This is a genomic window from Candidatus Planktophila versatilis (assembly GCF_002288345.1).
GTDB classification, from domain to species: Bacteria; Actinomycetota; Actinomycetes; order Nanopelagicales; family Nanopelagicaceae; genus Planktophila; species Planktophila versatilis_A.
The window spans coordinates 963207-979794 of the sequence record NZ_CP016781.1; the positions used below are offsets into that span (position 1 = coordinate 963207).

Annotated in this window: 16 protein-coding genes; 1 reads left to right on the plus strand and 15 read right to left on the minus strand. The window is 47.6% G+C overall.

The genetic code is table 11. The annotated features are described in order from the left end of the window. The 10 genes from A1sIIB142_RS04920 to A1sIIB142_RS04965 all read right to left on the minus strand — a co-directional run bounded on the left by A1sIIB142_RS04920 (position 1) and on the right by A1sIIB142_RS04965 (position 11306). Positions 1-1095 (minus strand): adenosine deaminase, encoded by a 1095-nt coding sequence (locus A1sIIB142_RS04920; protein ID WP_095693892.1) that lies wholly within the window; start codon positions 1093-1095, stop codon positions 1-3. Further along, complete coding sequence (locus tag A1sIIB142_RS04925) at positions 1092-2381, minus strand: thymidine phosphorylase (RefSeq protein WP_095693893.1); 1290 nt, start codon at positions 2379-2381, stop codon at positions 1092-1094. The genes A1sIIB142_RS04920 and A1sIIB142_RS04925 overlap by 4 nt, the downstream gene beginning before the upstream one ends. Beyond that, a complete protein-coding gene (locus tag A1sIIB142_RS04930; RefSeq protein WP_095675135.1) occupies positions 2378-2776 on the minus strand; it encodes a cytidine deaminase in 399 nt (132 codons plus the stop codon). The genes A1sIIB142_RS04925 and A1sIIB142_RS04930 overlap by 4 nt, the downstream gene beginning before the upstream one ends. Next, complete coding sequence (locus tag A1sIIB142_RS04935) at positions 2776-4065, minus strand: ABC transporter permease (protein WP_095693894.1); 1290 nt, start codon at positions 4063-4065, stop codon at positions 2776-2778. The genes A1sIIB142_RS04930 and A1sIIB142_RS04935 overlap by 1 nt, the downstream gene beginning before the upstream one ends. Then, a complete protein-coding gene (locus A1sIIB142_RS04940; protein WP_095693895.1) occupies positions 4053-5222 on the minus strand; it encodes an ABC transporter permease in 1170 nt (389 codons plus the stop codon). Before A1sIIB142_RS04940 ends, A1sIIB142_RS04935 begins: the two co-directional genes overlap by 13 nt. Next, positions 5219-6718, minus strand: a complete 1500-nt coding sequence (locus tag A1sIIB142_RS04945; RefSeq protein ID WP_095684954.1) for an ABC transporter ATP-binding protein — start codon at positions 6716-6718, stop codon at positions 5219-5221. Before A1sIIB142_RS04945 ends, A1sIIB142_RS04940 begins: the two co-directional genes overlap by 4 nt. A gap of 99 nt (positions 6719-6817) precedes the next feature. Beyond that, positions 6818-7879, minus strand: a complete 1062-nt coding sequence (locus A1sIIB142_RS04950) for a BMP family lipoprotein (RefSeq protein WP_095684955.1) — start codon at positions 7877-7879, stop codon at positions 6818-6820. A gap of 135 nt (positions 7880-8014) precedes the next feature. Then, a complete protein-coding gene (locus A1sIIB142_RS04955; protein WP_095693896.1) occupies positions 8015-8998 on the minus strand; it encodes a BMP family lipoprotein in 984 nt (327 codons plus the stop codon). Continuing rightward, positions 8998-9990 (minus strand): tryptophan--tRNA ligase, encoded by a 993-nt coding sequence (trpS, locus tag A1sIIB142_RS04960; protein WP_095693897.1) that lies wholly within the window; start codon positions 9988-9990, stop codon positions 8998-9000. Before trpS ends, A1sIIB142_RS04955 begins: the two co-directional genes overlap by 1 nt. Before the next feature lie 20 nt (positions 9991-10010). Continuing rightward, complete coding sequence (locus A1sIIB142_RS04965) at positions 10011-11306, minus strand: hemolysin family protein (protein WP_095693898.1); 1296 nt, start codon at positions 11304-11306, stop codon at positions 10011-10013. 136 nt (positions 11307-11442) lie between these two features. Here A1sIIB142_RS04965 and A1sIIB142_RS04970 point away from each other — a divergent pair, with 136 nt between their 5' ends. Beyond that, complete coding sequence (locus A1sIIB142_RS04970) at positions 11443-12525, plus strand: ABC transporter ATP-binding protein (RefSeq protein WP_095693899.1); 1083 nt, start codon at positions 11443-11445, stop codon at positions 12523-12525. Between the two features lie 53 nt (positions 12526-12578). Here the strand turns inward: A1sIIB142_RS04970 and A1sIIB142_RS04975 are convergent, their stop codons facing one another. The 5 genes from A1sIIB142_RS04975 to A1sIIB142_RS04995 are packed head-to-tail and all read right to left on the minus strand — an operon-like array spanning position 12579 to position 16583. Next, entirely contained in the window at positions 12579-13268 is a 690-nt protein-coding gene (locus A1sIIB142_RS04975; protein ID WP_095693900.1) for a Type 1 glutamine amidotransferase-like domain-containing protein, read from the minus strand. Between the two features lie 5 nt (positions 13269-13273). Further along, entirely contained in the window at positions 13274-14488 is a 1215-nt protein-coding gene (locus A1sIIB142_RS04980) for an NADP-dependent isocitrate dehydrogenase (RefSeq protein ID WP_095693901.1), read from the minus strand. A 28-nt stretch (positions 14489-14516) separates the two neighbouring features. Continuing rightward, positions 14517-15467, minus strand: coding sequence for a malate dehydrogenase (mdh, locus tag A1sIIB142_RS04985; RefSeq protein WP_095693902.1), 951 nt, complete (start codon positions 15465-15467; stop codon positions 14517-14519). Between the two features lie 58 nt (positions 15468-15525). Then, entirely contained in the window at positions 15526-15753 is a 228-nt protein-coding gene (locus tag A1sIIB142_RS04990; RefSeq protein WP_095675147.1) for a hypothetical protein, read from the minus strand. After that, on the minus strand, positions 15741-16583 hold the full coding sequence (locus A1sIIB142_RS04995; RefSeq protein WP_095693903.1) for a bifunctional methylenetetrahydrofolate dehydrogenase/methenyltetrahydrofolate cyclohydrolase: 843 nt from the start codon (positions 16581-16583) through the stop codon (positions 15741-15743). Before A1sIIB142_RS04995 ends, A1sIIB142_RS04990 begins: the two co-directional genes overlap by 13 nt. Positions 16584-16588: the final 5 nt, after the last annotated feature.

The following is a 16588-nucleotide window of genomic DNA, read 5'->3' on the forward strand; positions in this document are numbered from 1 at the left end:
TTACTCCTCTGAAATCTTTGCATACTGCGGTTTCACAACGCTTTCGATAATCGATAGCCGTTCCTCAAAAGGAATAAACGCACTTTTCAGGGCATTAATTGTCACTCGCTGCAAATCTTGGAAGGTCCAATCACATTGATTGACCATCTCTGTCATCTCACGTGACATCGAAGTTGCAGACATCAAGCGATTATCAGTATTGATGGTCACTCTAAATCGAAGCTTTGCCAGCTTTGCTAGCGGATGGTGGGCAAATGAATCTGCAACACCTGTTTGAATATTGGAAGATGGGCACATTTCAAGTGGCACTCTGCGATCTCTGACATAGGAGGAGAGTCGACCAAGGCGGGCTGGTGTGTGATTGAAATCGATATCGTCGGTAATGCGAACACCGTGACCTAAGCGTTCTGCTCCGCACAATTGAATTGCTTCCCAGATAGATGGCAGGCCGTAGGCCTCACCAGCATGAATTGTGAAGTGCGCATTCTCACGGCGCAGATATTCAAAGGTATCTAGCTGATCACTCGGTGGGAATCCATCTTCTGGCCCTGCAATATCAAAGCCGACAACTCCTTGATCGCGATACTTCACTGCCAGTTCTGCGACTACTTGTGAGAGTTGATTTTGGCGCATTCCACAAAGCAGTGACATGACGCGAATCGTGTTCCCTTCACTCTTTGCTTCAGCTTCACCTTCGCGGAAACCCTCGAGGATCGCTTCGATGGCTTGTGCAAGTGTCAGTCCTTTTTCGGTAATCAGTTCAGGTGCCATGCGAACTTCAGCATAAACAACACCATCGCGCGCAAGATCTACAGCGCATTCGCGCGCAACTCGGACGATATCTTGCTTGCGTTGCATCACGGCAACGGTGTGAGCAAAAGTTTCTAAGTAGAGAACTAGTGAGCCAGAATCACAGGATGATCTAAACCATTCAGCAAGCTCTGCCGCGTCATAAGTTGGGAGTTCATGGCCAATCTCTTTGGCAATGTCAATAATTGTTTGGGGGCGCAGTCCGCCATCGAGGTGATCGTGCAGCAACGCCTTAGGTAAACGCTTTACCTGATCAGCTGTTGGCTTCTTGGTGATGTTACTCATCCTTCGATTCTCTCCAAAACTAGTGGCAGTCGGTTGACTGTTCCACCTTCTACTATTGTGACAGCACCTTCTAGAATCTCTAAAGCGCGCTCGAATCTCGCTGGCTCATCGGTATGTAAGGTCATAAGCGGTGCACCTGCAGTGATGTAATCCCCTGGCTTTGCGTGTAACTCGATTCCAGCTCCCGCCTGGACCTTCTCGCCCTGCTTAGAGCGCCCCGCACCTAAGCGCCAAGCACTGACACCCACCTTCATGGCATCCATAGTGGTCACTGTGCCGCTGTGAGCGGCTGCAATCAAATGTTTTTCTCGCGCTACTGGCAGCGCAGCATCCGGGTCACCCCCTTGGGCGCTAATCATTCTGCGCCAATGATCCATTGCACTGCCATCTTTCAGTGCAACTTCTGGATCTTTTCCAATAATTCCAGCAGCATCAATCATCTCGCGTGCAAGCAAAATTGTTAATTCAACAACATCGCTGGGGCCACCCCCTGCTAATACCTCAACAGATTCACGCACTTCAAGTGCGTTGCCTGCAGTTAAGCCCAGTGGCACATCCATCGCAGTAACTAACGCGCGAGTCTTTACTCCGGCATCCGTTCCCAGGGCCACCATGGTGCGAGCGAGCTCTGATGCCTTCTTGGGATCTGCCATAAAGGCTCCGCTGCCAGTCTTCACATCAAGAACAAGAGCGGAAGTTCCTTCGGCAATCTTCTTGCTCATGATTGATGATGCAATCAGCGGAATCGCCTCCACCGTTGCAGTGACATCACGCAGTGCATAAAGCTTCTTATCTGCCGGTGCTAACCCAGCACCAGCTGCGCAAATGACTGCGCCCGTCTCTTGTAATACCTTGAGCATCTCATCATTAGAAAGTGATGCGCGCCAACCAGGAATTGATTCAAGTTTGTCGAGCGTTCCACCTGTGTGGCCCAGTCCGCGACCAGAAAGTTGAGGGACGGCGCCGCCACATGCTGCCACAAGCGGTGCCAACGGAAGTGTGATCTTGTCGCCAACACCGCCGGTTGAGTGTTTATCTACAGTTTTGCGATCGAGCATCGACCAATCAATACGCTCGCCACTATTTATCATCGCATTGGTCCAGCGTGATATCTCACGCGAGTTCATACCATTTAGCAGAATTGCCATGAGAAGTGCTGACATCTGCTCATCTGCAACAACACCACGGGTGTACGCATCGATGACCCAATCAATCTGTGTGTCGTTTAGTTCGTTTCGGTCACGCTTAGCTGCAATGATTTCTACAGCTGCAAAAGGTTCAATCATGAAAGGCGATTCTCAATTTCCTCGGGTCCAAAAGCCCATGGAAGTAAATCTGCCAAAGTCTTTACTCCCTGATCAGTCATCATTTGTAGTGTGGAACCACCATGTTCTTGCAGTAATTGGCGACAGCGACCACACGGCATCAGTGCATTTCCTGCGATATCCACGCATACAAATGCCACGAGACGGCCCCCACCTGTTGCAATCAGTGAGGAAACCAAGCCACATTCAGCACACAAGGTCAGTCCATAACTCGCATTTTCAACATTGCATCCAGAAACAATTCGCCCATCATCGACAAGTGCTGCCACACCCACCGGAAACTTTGAATACGGCACATATGCCTTCTTCATCGCAGTTAGCGCCTCTGCGTGCAGTACATCCCAATAAATATTCATTAGTGCGAGCCTCCGCCACGTTTATACGGAATTCCATCTGCCGCCGGCGCTCGAACTTTTCCAATAAATCCTGAGACGGCAATGATTGTCGCAATGTATGGCGCCATCAACATAAATTCAGATGGAATTGGGGTACCAATAATTGTCAGTAATCCTTGGAGATTATCGGCGAAGCCAAAGATCAAAGCAGCTGCTACTGCGCCCATGGGGCTCCAGCGGCCAAAGATGAGCGCTGCCAAGGCGATAAAGCCCTTACCTGCAGTCATCTCTTTACTGAAAGATCCAACTGCACCCAAAGTGAAGAAGGCGCCACCAAGACCTGCGATGGCACCAGCTAAAATTACGTTCTTAAATCGAATTGCGTTGACATTGATTCCAACGGATTCTGCAGCAGTTGGATGCTCACCTACAGCGCGTGTACGAAGACCCCACCTGCTCTTGAATAGCGCAATGTGAATAATAGTTACGAAAATATACATCAGGTAAACAATTATGCTTTGGGCAAAAAAGATTGGTCCAATCACTGGAATCTGGGAAAGCAAAGGAATCTCTATGGGAGCAAATGCCGTTGCTGAATTCCATTCGCTTTGATATGGAATAAGAAGTTTCTTGTAGAGAAAGCTAGTCAATCCAATTACCAAAACATTGAGAACAAAACCAAGAACTACCTGATCAATTCCGTATCTAATTGCAAAAATCGCAAGAAGGACGGAAATTAGTGCTCCAGCTATGGGAGCAAAGAGTAGTCCCCACCAATTATTATTTAGCAGTGAAGCAATAACACCTGAGGCAAAGGCCCCGGCTAGAAGCTGTCCCTCGATTGCAATATTGATAACTCCTGAGCGTTCTGATAGCACACCAGCCATTGCCCCAAAAATAAGTGGAACGGAAAGTAGTAAACCTCCTTGTAAGAGACCTGTAAGAGGAATGAACTTCCCTGCAGCTGCCCAACAGAGGAAGGACATAAGAAATGTAGATCCGAAAACAAGGCTGATGACTCTTGAATGTTTCCTCATCGTAAAGAGACCCAATGCCACAAGCGCAGTAACTACTGACAGGACGGCGAAGAGTAAGGCGCCAGATTTGGAGTCAACGACCCACTTCTCGAGCAGTACCCATTCCTTGCCTAAGATAAAGCCATACGTGACAGGCTGGCCTTTATCCGGAAGAAGTGCAAAAACTACAAGTGCAAAAATTCCTAGTACACCCATTGTGATTACACCACGGAATTTTCGTCTCTCCGGAACAGACATTGTGCGCAAACTAATCTTTGCCATCATCCATTCCATCCCTTCGAAGAGATTGTTGCTCCTTGGTCTAGATTCTTTAATCTGAAAATTGCCTTAACCAGAGCTGGTGCCGCAATAAAGAGGACAACGAGAGCTTGAATTACTAGTACTAGATCCAGCGGTGTTTCCGTGCTCGCCTGCATCTCTAACCCACCAGCTCGAAGAGCACCAAAAAGTAGAGCAGCAAATACTGTTCCTATAGGGGTTGCGCGTCCAAGTAAGGCGACAGTGATTGCATCGAATCCAAAAGTTCCACCAACCCCAGCTGTGAGTGCTGGTTCCGAGCCAAGTATCTGCACTGCACCACCCAGACCAGCAAGAGCGCCAGCGATAAACATCACCGTCGTCGTAGTTCGCCCAACTGATATACCCGCAGTCTTGGCTGCGACTGCATTAGCTCCAACTGCGCGAAATCGAAATCCCCAAGTGCTGCGTTGCAAAAGCCACCAGACCAGGGCTGCTACAGCTAAAGCGATAATAAATCCTAAATTTGCTCTGAGGTCGGTGCCAAAAAGCTTAGGCAATCTCGCCGTGAGCGCAACTTCGGGTGCAAGTGGATCTTGACGACCTGGTCGTAAAAAAGTTTCAGTGCTTAAAAGCCAAAGCAAAAAGTATCCTGCGACATAATTGAGCATAATTGTGACGATAACTTCGTGCGCACCAGTACGTGCCTTTAGTAAGCCCACAAATCCACCGTAAATTCCGGCAGCAATTACTGCAGCCAGAATGGCCGCAAGTGCATGAATTACAACCGGAAGATCGAAATAAAATCCAACAAAACTTGCTCCAATTGCGCCTGCAATAAATTGTCCTTGGGCTCCAATATTAAAAAGTCCTGCACGAAAGGCTAGTGCCACAGAAAGTCCTGTGAGAATTAAAGGTGAAGCGGCAACGATTGTCTCTGAGAGTGGATAGAAGCCATTCCAGTATCCATTTCGAGTCAGATTTGGATCGAAAACTGAACCTTGCCATAGCGCGGCAAAAGCACCCCCAGCTGTAGCAAAGGCCTTTACCAGCATCTGTAATGGAGAGGATTTAAGGGCCAACACTTCTGAATCAGAGAATGCAACAAGCAGGCCACTGACTAGGAGCGCCAAAGCAAATGCCAGCAATGGAAGGGCTAGCTTCCTGGAGACTCTTTGCCAAAGGTTCTTCATCTCTTTACCCCCGCCATCAATAATCCAAGTTCTTCTCTTGAAGTTGTTGCAGGTACGATTGCAATAAACTTGCCTCGATACATCACTGCAATTCTATCTGCTAAAGAAATCACTTCGTCTAGTTCGGTGCTGAAGAGAAGAACTGCGCGCCCCGAATCACGTTCTGCTATGACTCTTTCGTGTACAAACTCGATTGATCCAACATCTAATCCACGCGTGGGCTGTGACGCTACTACTAATTTCACTGGCCGAGATAATTCACGGGCAAGGACCACCTTCTGCTTATTACCACCAGAGAGTGAAGACGCAGAATCTTTTGGTGATTGCGCACGGATATCAAACTCAGTAACTCTAGATGCTCCGTTTTCTGAAACAACGCTTTGAGAAATAACTGGACCTTTAGCAAAAGGAGGGAGATCATGTAAGTCGAGGATAAGATTCTCTTCAATACTAAATGAAGATATCAATCCGTCCTCTTCTCGAGATTCCGGAACGAATGCAATTCCTGCATGCAGAGCCTTTCTCACAGAAACCTTAGAAATGTCCTTCCCTGCTAAAGTAATTTTCCCATCTACGTGGTCCTGTAATCCAACAATCGCCTCTGCTAGCTCGCTCTGACCATTTCCTTGCACGCCCGCAACTGCCAGAATTTCTCCAGCCCGGATAGAAAATGAGATATCAGAGACAAGTGCCCTGCCTGTGTGGTCTCGAATTGTTAAATTCTCCACATCGAGAATTACAGAACCAAATGACGCAGGAGCTTTTTCAATTTCAAATGAGATAGGTCGGCCAACCATAAGAGAGGCAAGTTCCTCTTGTGAAGCCTCAGGTGAGGCAATCGCTACAACCTTACCGCGGCGAATAATGGAGATCTTATCTGCTGCTTCTTGCACTTCACGTAGCTTATGAGTGATGAAGATTATTGCCGTACCTTGATCCCGAAGTTTCCTCATATTTCGAAGGAGTTCATCTGTCTCCTGTGGGGTTAAGACCGCCGTTGGTTCATCCAAGATGAGCACCTTTGCGTTATAAATGAGAGCTCTAATGATCTCTACGCGCTGCTGGATTCCCACTGGCAAATCCTCAATCAAGGCATCGGGGTCAACATCAAAATTGAACTCAGCAGATACTCGGATTATCTCTTTCTTTGCCGCTTCCAAATCGAGGAACCCAAACCCTCTTACCTTTTCGTGACCGAGAACTATATTTTCAGCGACCGTGAATACCGGAATAAGCATAAAATGTTGATGCACCATTCCGATTCCAGCGGCAAGGGCATCAAGTGGTGAATTAATAGTAATTTCTTTCTCATCAACTAGAATTTTGCCTTCATCCGGTGCTAAGAGCCCGTAGACGATGTTCATAAGCGTAGATTTACCAGCACCATTTTCACCAAGAAGCGCGTGGATTTCGCCTGACTCAACTCTCAAACTAATTGAATCATTTGCAATCAAATCACCAAATCGTTTGGTGATGCCGCGGAGCTCAAGAGACATAGCGTAAATCTACTCTGTAATTTACTTTATAGAAAGCAAATGGGACTAGTGAATAATCACTAGTCCCATTTGTTGGACTTGAAATCGGTCCCTTACAGATTACTGAACAGCGACCTCACCTGATTTGATTGCATCACCAAGTGCTTCAATTTCAGCGCTGAGTTCTGCAGGAACCATATCTGCAAGATCATAGTATGGAGCCAAGTAGGTTCCACCATTCTCAAGATTGCCCTGGTAACCAGTTGCTGTGAATGTACCTGCAGCTGCTTCAAGAATTACTTCCTTAACAGATGTATCTACACCCTTCACTACTGAGGAAAGAAGTACTTCCTTGTACTGAGAAGCAGCCACGTAACCATCGGTGTCGACCCAGATTACATATGACTTCTTTGAGGCAATTGAATTACCTGCAGTTGCTCCACCAAGTCCACCAGCAACTGGGAAGATAATGTCTGCACCCTGTTGCTCGAAGTTCTTAGAGATTTGCAGTGCCTTTGCGGAGTCAGAGAACCCGCCAACGAATGTGCCATCCTTCTTGGCGGTATCCCAACCAAGGACCTTTACAGACTTGCCTTTAACTTCGTTGTAGTGCGCGACGCCACGAGCAAAGCCATCCATGAAGATTGTGACTGGCGGAATGTTAAGTCCACCGTACGTAGCAACAGTTCCGGTCTTTGAAACGCCTGCTGATAGGTAACCCGCTTGGAAAGCTGACTCATTTGTTGAAAATTGAATTGGCTTCAAGTTATCAAACTTGGTTCCTGGATAGATTGAACCATCTGGTCCGTGATCTTCACCATCCTGGTCAACGATTGCGAACTTAACATCTGGGTTCGCCTTAGCACCTTCAATGATTGCACCATTGATAAGGAAGCCAACGCCAATGATTGTTGTACATCCCTCATCTACGAGCTTCTTAATGTTTGGTGCGTAATCTGCATCAGTTGCTGCAGCAAGATACTTAACTTCGATATCTGAATTCTCTTCAGCTGCAGCCTGAGCTCCAGCCCATGCTGATGCGTTAAATGACTTGTCATCCACGCCACCTGTGTCGAGAGCAAGGCACGCTTTGGCTCCAGCACTCTCACTTGACGCACTACAGCCGCTTAATACCAGGGCAGCCGAGGCAAGTATCGCCATCAATGCTAATTTGTTTTTCAAGGTTCCTCCAAGGAATAGTTGAATGTTGCTTTGCCAGAGCCTAGTAGTTGAGGGTGATAATTCCCAAGAATTGAGGAGCAAAAACGTGGGCGTGGCATGTAACAGTTAGGAAAACTCTCAAGTTGAAGTTGAGTGCTATTCGGTGATTTTTTCAGCTGTGGCGGCTGCAATATTTATTGCATCACTTTTCGCCAATAACTCCTTGGATCGGATGGTGAACTCTATGCCTCCGCCATCGATGCCATAGCGGGTGCCAAATAGGCCGGCATCTAGGTCGAGATAATCAAGAAATTGATCACCTGAAAGTGATTTGGAGATGATGTCAATAATTGCCTTATCCACTCGTTTAACAACTGTCGCAGCCAAAAATTTCTTGGTTTGGCTTGTCACGGCCAAGTATTGATCTGGCTCGATATTTATGAGTGAAACCTTCTTGGCGTTTTTCTTCATATTGTTGGAGACAATTACTTTAAATACCTCAGCATCAGAACCTTGCGTGCTCAAATAGATGACATCTGCGCCAACAGAAATCACCTGACTTGCCGCCAATGAGTAAGAGCCAGAAACATATTTCACGATGGGAATAACCTTTTTCTTGCTAGCTAAGACGCCTGCGCTAAAACCATTTTTGAATAAATCAGCTTGATTTGTGTTGGCAATCATCGCAACCTTGCCAGTCTGTGAAATTTGTGCGGCGCTAAAACCCGCCAAGTAGGCTCCTTGGGTTTCAACAAAGATGATAGAGCTGACATTAACTGCCGCAACGCTTGCGTCATTAATGATGGCAAATTGCGTATTGGGGAATTCAAAGGCGAGTGCTTGCAAAGTTGGGCCGTATCCCTCGCCAACAGCGATAATCAGAGCGCACTTTTTTGTAATCAAGCTACGAATTCTCTTATCGCGGTCTTCAGAGGTTCCATCAGTAACCACTGCTTCAACGCTAAAATCGAGTGACTTCTTAGCCTTTTCTAAACCTGCTGCGGTGGCATCATTAAAAGATTTATCTCCACGTCCACCAAGATCGTAGGCAACTCCAATGGTGGCCGTATCTGCCGAACTGGGCGCCGGAGTGAGCACGCCAAACATCAGCGCACAGGCAAGTGCCATGCGCAGTTTCATTAAAGAACTACTCCGAGGTTCATATATGTGTCTGCAAGAGTGGCTTCTGCAACTGTGCGGGCTTTAGCTGAACCCTGGTGCAAAATATCAAGCAGATGCTTCTCATCTTCTAGTAGCTCTAGTGCTCGAGTGCGAATGGGGCGTAGGTATTCAACAACTACCTCTGCAACAGCTGCCTTAAAATCTCCGTAACCCTTGCCGGCAAATTCATTTTCGAGCTCGGCAATTGTTCTGCCAGAAAGCGCGGAATGGATGGTCAGCAAATTACTGATGCCAGGCTTTTCGGCCGCATCGAATGTGACTTCGCGACCAGCATCGGTGACCGCACTTTTAATCTTCTTCAAGTTAGCATCCGGTGAATCCATAATTTCAATAACCCCAGCCACAGCCCCTGATGATTTACTCATCTTCGCAGTGGGTTCTTGAATATCATTAATTTTTGCGGCAGTCTTTAAAATATAGGCTTCTGGCAATTGGAAGGTCTGGCCGTATCGTGAATTAAATCGTCCGGCTAAATCGCGAGTGAGTTCAATGTGTTGACGTTGATCCTCACCGACCGGAACATAGTGCGCCTGATAGAGCAAGATATCTGCAGCTTGCAGCATGGGATATGTAAAGAGCGCAACGCGAGAGGAATCGGCGCCAGATTTAGAAGACTTATCTTTAAATTGCGTCATGCGGCTTGCTTCACCAAAACCAGTCAGGCATTCCATAATCCACCCAAGTTGATTATGTTGCGGAACTTGAGATTGAACAAAGAGCGTTGATTTATCTGGTGAAATTCCAAGTGCAATTAATTGCGCCGCAGATGCAAGAGTGCGCTTTCGAAGTAGCGCTGGATCTGTCTCCACCGTAAGTGCGTGCAGGTCAACGATGCAGTAAAAAGCATCGTGGCCCTCTTGGAGCTCAACCCATTGCTTAACGGCGCCTAGGTAATTTCCGAGATGGAAAGAGTCACTAGTTGGTTGAATTCCCGATAAGACGCGCTTCATGGGTGTAATTCTCGCACGCCTTAGTAGTTACGTGAGATTAATAGTCGACCAGCGCGCTTGCCTTCCATGGAAAGCACTGTGATTCGAACTCCGTTTACTCCAACGATGTCGTTCTCAACCGGAATACGCCCTAAATAATGCATGACAAATCCGCCTGCGGTCTCATATGGACCTTCGGGTAACTCAACCCCGGACTCTTCTTGTAAATCCTCGAGTGAAATCAGACCATCAATTTCGAAATCGCCGGTATGAGATTCTTCCGAAATTTCTACCTCATCTGAGTCGTATTCATCTCGGATATCTCCGATGAGAGTTTCCACGAGATCCTCGAGCGTGACGATGCCATCGGTGCCACCGTACTCATCAAGAACAATGGCCAGGTGCTGACGTTGCTTTCTCATCTCAGTCAGCGCTGGCAAGATTGCCTTGGTGCCTGGCAGATACATGATGTTTCGAGCAAGTTCTTGAATTTTTGCATTTGAATTTGCAAGGCTCGTATCTAACAAATCGCGAACATGGATAAAGCCAATGACTTCATCAGAGGAACCACGCACAACCGGATAACGAGAGTGTGCCTTTTCGATAGCCAGTGCGATTGCTTTTCCAACAGTGAGAGATGCATCCATGAAATCTACTTCGGTGCGCGGAACCATAACTTCGTGCACTTGTCGCTCTGATGCGTTAAATACCTCTTCCACAATGTCGCGTTCTTCATCGGTGAGGGCGGCATGGCCAGCAACAAGATCAAGTAGCTCTTCTTCAGAGATTGCTGTGCGCTGCTCCTTTGGATCAATACCGAAGAGGCGAACAATCAGGTTTGTAGAATGAGATAAGACCCAAATAATTGGCCTAAAAAGATTAGCTACAAAGTCAATAAATATGGCAGAGGCGAGCGCAATCTGCTCGGTGCGAAATAGTGCCAAACGTTTTGGAACGAGCTCACCGAATACAAGTGAGAAGTAGGCAATAACTAAAGTGACGCCGATAAGTGAAGCGGTAGCGGCAGATTTTTCCGGCACGCCAAGATCTTCTAGCCATGGAATGACATAAACTCCAAGTTTCTCTGCGCCCAATGCGGCAGAGAGAAATCCTGTAAGCGTGACACCAACCTGGAGTGCTCCAAGTAATCGATTGGGATTAGCTGCTAACTTGGCAACGATTGCTCCGCGCTTTCCGCGCAGCGCTAATTGTTTAACCTGACTTTCGCGTAATGAGATAAGTGCAATCTCGGCAGCTACAAAGAGTCCACCGGTAACGATGAGGCCTACAACAATCAGGATGGAGCTTATAAGTGGGGTACTCGGGTCACTTTCCATGATGGGAGAAGTCTACCGAGCGTAGTTGCCTCCCGCCTGCCGCTGACATACCCTTAGCCACGCTGGTCACCCGACCAGCGCCTTACTCCACGGATCGTCGGGCACGTACCTGCCCGGATAAGGAAAGTGAAAAAAGATGGCATCAGTCATATTCGAAAATGCTTCACGTATCTATCCAGGAACCACAACTCCGGCAGTAGATAAGCTCAACCTCACCGTTGCAGATGGTGAGTTCTTAGTACTAGTTGGACCATCAGGATGCGGAAAGTCAACATCACTGCGCATGCTTGCAGGTCTAGAAGAAATCGACGGAGGTCGAATTCTTATCGGTGATCGCGATGTAACAAATGTCGCACCAAAAGATCGCGATATCGCAATGGTCTTCCAGTCCTATGCGCTCTACCCACACATGACCGTTGCCGAAAATATGGGCTTCGCTCTAAAGATCGCCGGTATCGATAAGGCTGAACGCGATAAGCGCGTTCGTGAAGCTGCAAAGTTGCTCGACCTTGAACCATATCTAGAGCGCAAGCCAAAGGCTCTCTCTGGTGGTCAACGTCAGCGCGTTGCAATGGGTCGCGCAATTGTGCGTGAACCACAGGTCTTCCTTATGGATGAACCACTCTCAAACCTTGATGCGAAGTTGCGTGTTGCAACTCGCACCCAAATCGCCGCGCTTCAGCGCCGTCTTGGAATCACCACTGTCTATGTCACCCACGATCAAGTGGAAGCGATGACAATGGGCGATCGCGTTGCGGTTCTTAAAGATGGACTCCTGCAGCAGGTTGATACACCTCGTAATCTCTATGACAAGCCAGGAAATGCATTTGTTGCTGGATTTATTGGTTCACCTGCCATGAACTTACTTATTGCTCCAGTATCTGGTGGTAAAGCACACCTTGGAGATCTTGATATCGATGTTCCCGCATCAGCAGGTTCAACTGTGACCGTGGGAATTCGTCCAGAAGGATTGGTTCCAGCAGATAAGGGATTCCAAGTTCATGTTGAAGTTGTTGAAGAACTTGGTTCTGATGCATTTGTCTATGGCAAGCCGGCCGATGCAAGCATCCAGTTCGCAAATGCTGTCGATGAAGGCGCGCAAGTAATTGCGCGCTGGGATCCAAAGAACCCACCAAAGGCGGGACAGACAGTTACTGTCACCAACTTACCAGGTGCAGTTCACCTCTTTGATTCTGTAACAGGCTTGCGAATCAATTAACCACAGCCAATATTTAAGTAAGTGGCCCGTCGTAGTTTTCTACGGCGGGTTTCTTATTCTTTAAAATCAAGGGCACCGCGCAGAACATGTACTTTCCCACGTCCTGCCCGCCACCATGAATCGGTATGCACAAGCGCCGTGTATTCATCTATTCCAAGAAGTACAGACTGAGAATCAGATTTTAAAACAAAGGATGCAACTCGCTCTGGTAGCCAACCTAACATTTTGTCGTAGTGTGGAATCACTTCAATATCCGGCAAGAGTGATAGCCCTGGACTATGGTTTGAGCGACGCAAGCCCATAATGGTGCCCCCAAAAGCCATAGCACCAGCTGAACACCCAGCAAGGGAAGTTCCTGAATTCCACTGCTTGATGATTTCTTCCCAGAGTGGTGAATCGTTAAAGATTTCGGCAACTCTGTGTGGGTCTCCCCCAGAAAAATAGATAAGCCCAGCATCAGCAATCAAATCCAGAAAGTCTAGGTTAAATGCATCTTCACGTTCATGAATAGGTAAGTAAACGCACTGACTTCCGATGCGATCTGATTGCTCTTTCCCGATTGATTGCCAATGTTCGCGGCGTGATTGCCCCTCATGCGAAGACGCAGTTGGAATCTGCACAAAAGTATTTTTCTTACCCTTAGAAATAGCTAAATGCAGGAGCTCGGTTTCTAGCTCCTGCATCTGCAGTGAATATTCGCCAGAACCAACAAGTGCTATTGCACCAGAGTCCTGATTTATCAATTGATTTAAGCCATTGCTTTCTTGAGATTCTCATCAATGGAATCAAGGAACTGCTCAGTTGTTTGGTATGGCGCATCTTTAGAAATAAGTATCGCTAAATCCTTAGTCATCTTTCCCTGCTCGACCGTTTCAATACATACTCGCTCGAGAGTTTTAGTGAACTTAGCAAGCTCAGCGTTGTTATCAAGCTTGGCGCGGTGGGCTAAGCCCTGGGTCCAAGCGAAAATTGAAGCGATTGGATTTGTTGAAGTCGCTTTACCTGCTTGGTGCTCACGGTAGTGACGAGTCACAGTTCCATGGGCTGCCTCTGACTCGCAAATCTTTCCATCTGGAGTCATGAGCACGGATGTCATGAGACCAAGTGAGCCATAACCTTGTGCGACGGTATCTGACTGTACATCTCCGTCGTAGTTCTTACAGGCCCAGACATATCCGCCTTCCATACGCAATGACATGGCAACCATGTCATCAATCAGGCGGTGTTCATACCAAATACCTGCGGCCTCAAATTGCGTCTTGAATTCAACTTGATAGATGTCTTCAAAGATATCTTTGAAGCGTCCATCGTAGGCTTTAAGAATTGTGTTCTTGGTTGAGAGATAGACCGGGAACTGACGAAGGAGTCCGTAGTTCAATGACGCACGAGCGAAGTCACGGATTGAGTCATCAACGTTATACATAGCCATTGCAACGCCTGAAGATTCGAAGTTAAACACTTCAAACTCCTGTGTAGCAGATCCATCTTCTGGCACAAATGAGAGGGTGAGTTTTCCAGCTCCTGGTACCTTGAAATCAGTTGCGCGGTATTGATCACCGAATGCATGGCGGCCAATGACAATTGGCTTAGTCCAGTGTGGAACTAAGCGCGGAACGTTGCTGATAATAATTGGTTCGCGGAAAATAACGCCACCAAGGATGTTGCGAATCGTTCCGTTAGGAGACTTCCACATCTTCTTGAGGTCAAATTCTTTAACGCGGGCTTCATCGGGAGTAATGGTCGCGCACTTGATTCCCACGCCATGCTTTTGGATTGCGCGAGCAGAGTCGATTGTTACTTGATCATCGGTTGCATCGCGGTGTTCCATGCCAAGGTCGTAGTACTCAAGGTTTACATCGAGGTAAGGCAAGATCAGTTTGTCTTTGATGAACTGCCAGATGATGCGAGTCATCTCATCTCCATCTAACTCAACAACTGTGCCTGCTACTTTAATCTTTGACATTATCTTCTCCCGATTAGCTTCTACTTAACTACAGTGTTTGAACGTCTGCTTGCTTTGCACGAACAGCTTCTGCGGCTTCCTTCAGTGAGGCAACCTCTGCATCTGTCAGTGCGCTCTCCACAACTTTGCGGATGCCCACTTTGCCAATCTCTGCTTCCACACCGAGATAAACACCAGAGATTCCGTATTCGCCATCAACCCAGGCACAGACCGGCATGACATCACCAGAATCTTCAATTACCGCCTTAGCCATACGCGCTGCTGCTGCAGATGGCGCGTAGTAAGCAGAACCAGTTTTTAAAAGTGCAACTACTTCAGCGCCACCATTGCGTGTGCGATCAACTAGTTCGTCAATTTCAGTTTGGGATAACTTCTCAGAAAGTGCAACGCCATTTACGGTACAACGACTTGGAACCGGAACCATGGTGTCACCGTGTGAACCCAGCGTCAGAGTTTTCACTGAAGAAACCGGTACTCCCAGTTTTTCTGCTACAAAGTTGGTAAAACGCGCAGTATCGAGCATTCCGGCTTGACCCATCACGCGATTTTTTGGAAAGTTGGTAGCAAGCTGTGCCAGGGCTGTCATCTCATCAAGTGGATTAGAGACCACGATGATGACGGCATTTGGTGAATGCTTTGCAATATTTTCAGCAACTCCACGAACGATTCCGGCATTTACGCCAATTAAATCCATGCGGCTCATTCCCGGCTTACGTGGAAGTCCTGCCGTAATCACCACAACATCAGAGTTAGCTGTCTTTTCATATCCAGCACCTTCAGCCGTGGTTGTCGCACCAGTGATGCGCGTTTCAAAACCTTCGATTGAGCGAGATTGGTTCATATCAAGGGCCAAACCTTCTGGCTTTCCTTCAAGAATATCGGTGAGTACAACTTCATCGAAGATGTTGTATTCAGCTAACCGAAGGGCTGTTGTTGAACCATAGAAACCTGCACCTACTACGGTGACTTTCTTTGCCATAGCGATCCTTTATCTACCTTGATGTATTGAACGTATTTATCTTGATATCGAGAGAATTCTACAACCCATTAGGAAGTGCAATTGCCAGCCCGAAAAGCACCACGGCTATCGTTAGCGGCAGATAGCGCTCGAAAGAGCGAGCCCCCCACTGCGAGAGCGCAATCACACCGGTGCCCGCCGAAATAAGCAACGCTCCAGTACGGACAAATCCTGCAATACCAAGGAGAACTCCGAGTGAAATAACTATGTATGCAATACGAAGTTGTAGGGCGTTTATCGCTCGCATGCGTCAACCACATTCATCAGCAACATGGCACGAGTCATGGGCCCAACACCACCTGGCATTGGTGCAACGAATGATGCTACCTCGAATACACCTGGATCAACATCACCGATGAGCCCAGCATCAGTTCGTGAGATTCCGACATCGAGAACTACTGCACCCGCTTTAATCATTGCCGCCTTTAAGAAGTGTGGTTGTCCGATAGCTGCAATCACAATATCGGCGCGCTTAGTATGAGCGAGCAAATCTTTGGTACCAGTGTGTGTCAGAGTTACCGTTGCATTTTCTTGCTTACGGGTAAGCAAGAGCCCAAGCGGGCGACCCACTGTCAGCCCACGTCCAATCACAACAACTTCTGCACCTGAAAGTGGAATTTTATAGTGGTTGATAAGCTCAACAATTCCGCGTGGGGTGCATGGAAGCGGTGCTTGGTAGCCGGCAACGAGTCGACCTAAATTAAGTGGGTGCAAACCATCAGCATCTTTTGTGGGATCAATTGCTTCTAGAATAAGTTGCGTATTAATCGAACCTGGGAGCGGAAGTTGCACGATATATCCAGTGCACTCTTTGGCGGCGTTAAGATCTTGAATGGCCACCAATACATCGGCTTGTGTTGCAGTTGCCGGTAGGTCTATCCGGATCGAATTGATTCCTACTTCCTGGCAATCTCTATGTTTTCCGCCCACATAAGAATGCGAACCCGGATCATCGCCCACCAAGATGGTTCCAAGGCCCGGGATGATGCCTTTAGCTTTCAGTGCCTGCGTGCGCGCTGTGAGATCTTTCTTGATGGTTGCAGCAAGTGCCTTGCCATCAAGTATTTGCGCGCTCATGGATT

Bases quoted from the DNA above. Each gene is read 5' to 3' on its own strand.
- A1sIIB142_RS04920 (WP_095693892.1), bottom strand. From the start codon at position 1,095: ATGAGTAACATCACCAAGAAGCCAACAGCTGATCAGGTAAAGCGTTTA.
- A1sIIB142_RS04925 (WP_095693893.1), bottom strand. From the start codon at position 2,381: ATGATTGAACCTTTTGCAGCTGTAGAAATCATTGCAGCTAAGCGTGAC.
- A1sIIB142_RS04930 (WP_095675135.1), bottom strand. From the start codon at position 2,776: ATGAATATTTATTGGGATGTACTGCACGCAGAGGCGCTAACTGCGATG.
- A1sIIB142_RS04935 (WP_095693894.1), bottom strand. From the start codon at position 4,065: ATGGAATGGATGATGGCAAAGATTAGTTTGCGCACAATGTCTGTTCCG.
- A1sIIB142_RS04940 (WP_095693895.1), bottom strand. From the start codon at position 5,222: ATGAAGAACCTTTGGCAAAGAGTCTCCAGGAAGCTAGCCCTTCCATTG.
- A1sIIB142_RS04945 (WP_095684954.1), bottom strand. From the start codon at position 6,718: ATGTCTCTTGAGCTCCGCGGCATCACCAAACGATTTGGTGATTTGATT.
- A1sIIB142_RS04955 (WP_095693896.1), bottom strand. From the start codon at position 8,998: ATGAAACTGCGCATGGCACTTGCCTGTGCGCTGATGTTTGGCGTGCTC.
- trpS (WP_095693897.1), bottom strand. From the start codon at position 9,990: ATGAAGCGCGTCTTATCGGGAATTCAACCAACTAGTGACTCTTTCCAT.
- A1sIIB142_RS04965 (WP_095693898.1), bottom strand. From the start codon at position 11,306: ATGGAAAGTGACCCGAGTACCCCACTTATAAGCTCCATCCTGATTGTT.
- A1sIIB142_RS04970 (WP_095693899.1), top strand. From the start codon at position 11,443: ATGGCATCAGTCATATTCGAAAATGCTTCACGTATCTATCCAGGAACC.
- A1sIIB142_RS04980 (WP_095693901.1), bottom strand. From the start codon at position 14,488: ATGTCAAAGATTAAAGTAGCAGGCACAGTTGTTGAGTTAGATGGAGAT.
- mdh (WP_095693902.1), bottom strand. From the start codon at position 15,467: ATGGCAAAGAAAGTCACCGTAGTAGGTGCAGGTTTCTATGGTTCAACA.
- A1sIIB142_RS04990 (WP_095675147.1), bottom strand. From the start codon at position 15,753: ATGCGAGCGATAAACGCCCTACAACTTCGTATTGCATACATAGTTATT.
- A1sIIB142_RS04995 (WP_095693903.1), bottom strand. From the start codon at position 16,583: ATGAGCGCGCAAATACTTGATGGCAAGGCACTTGCTGCAACCATCAAG.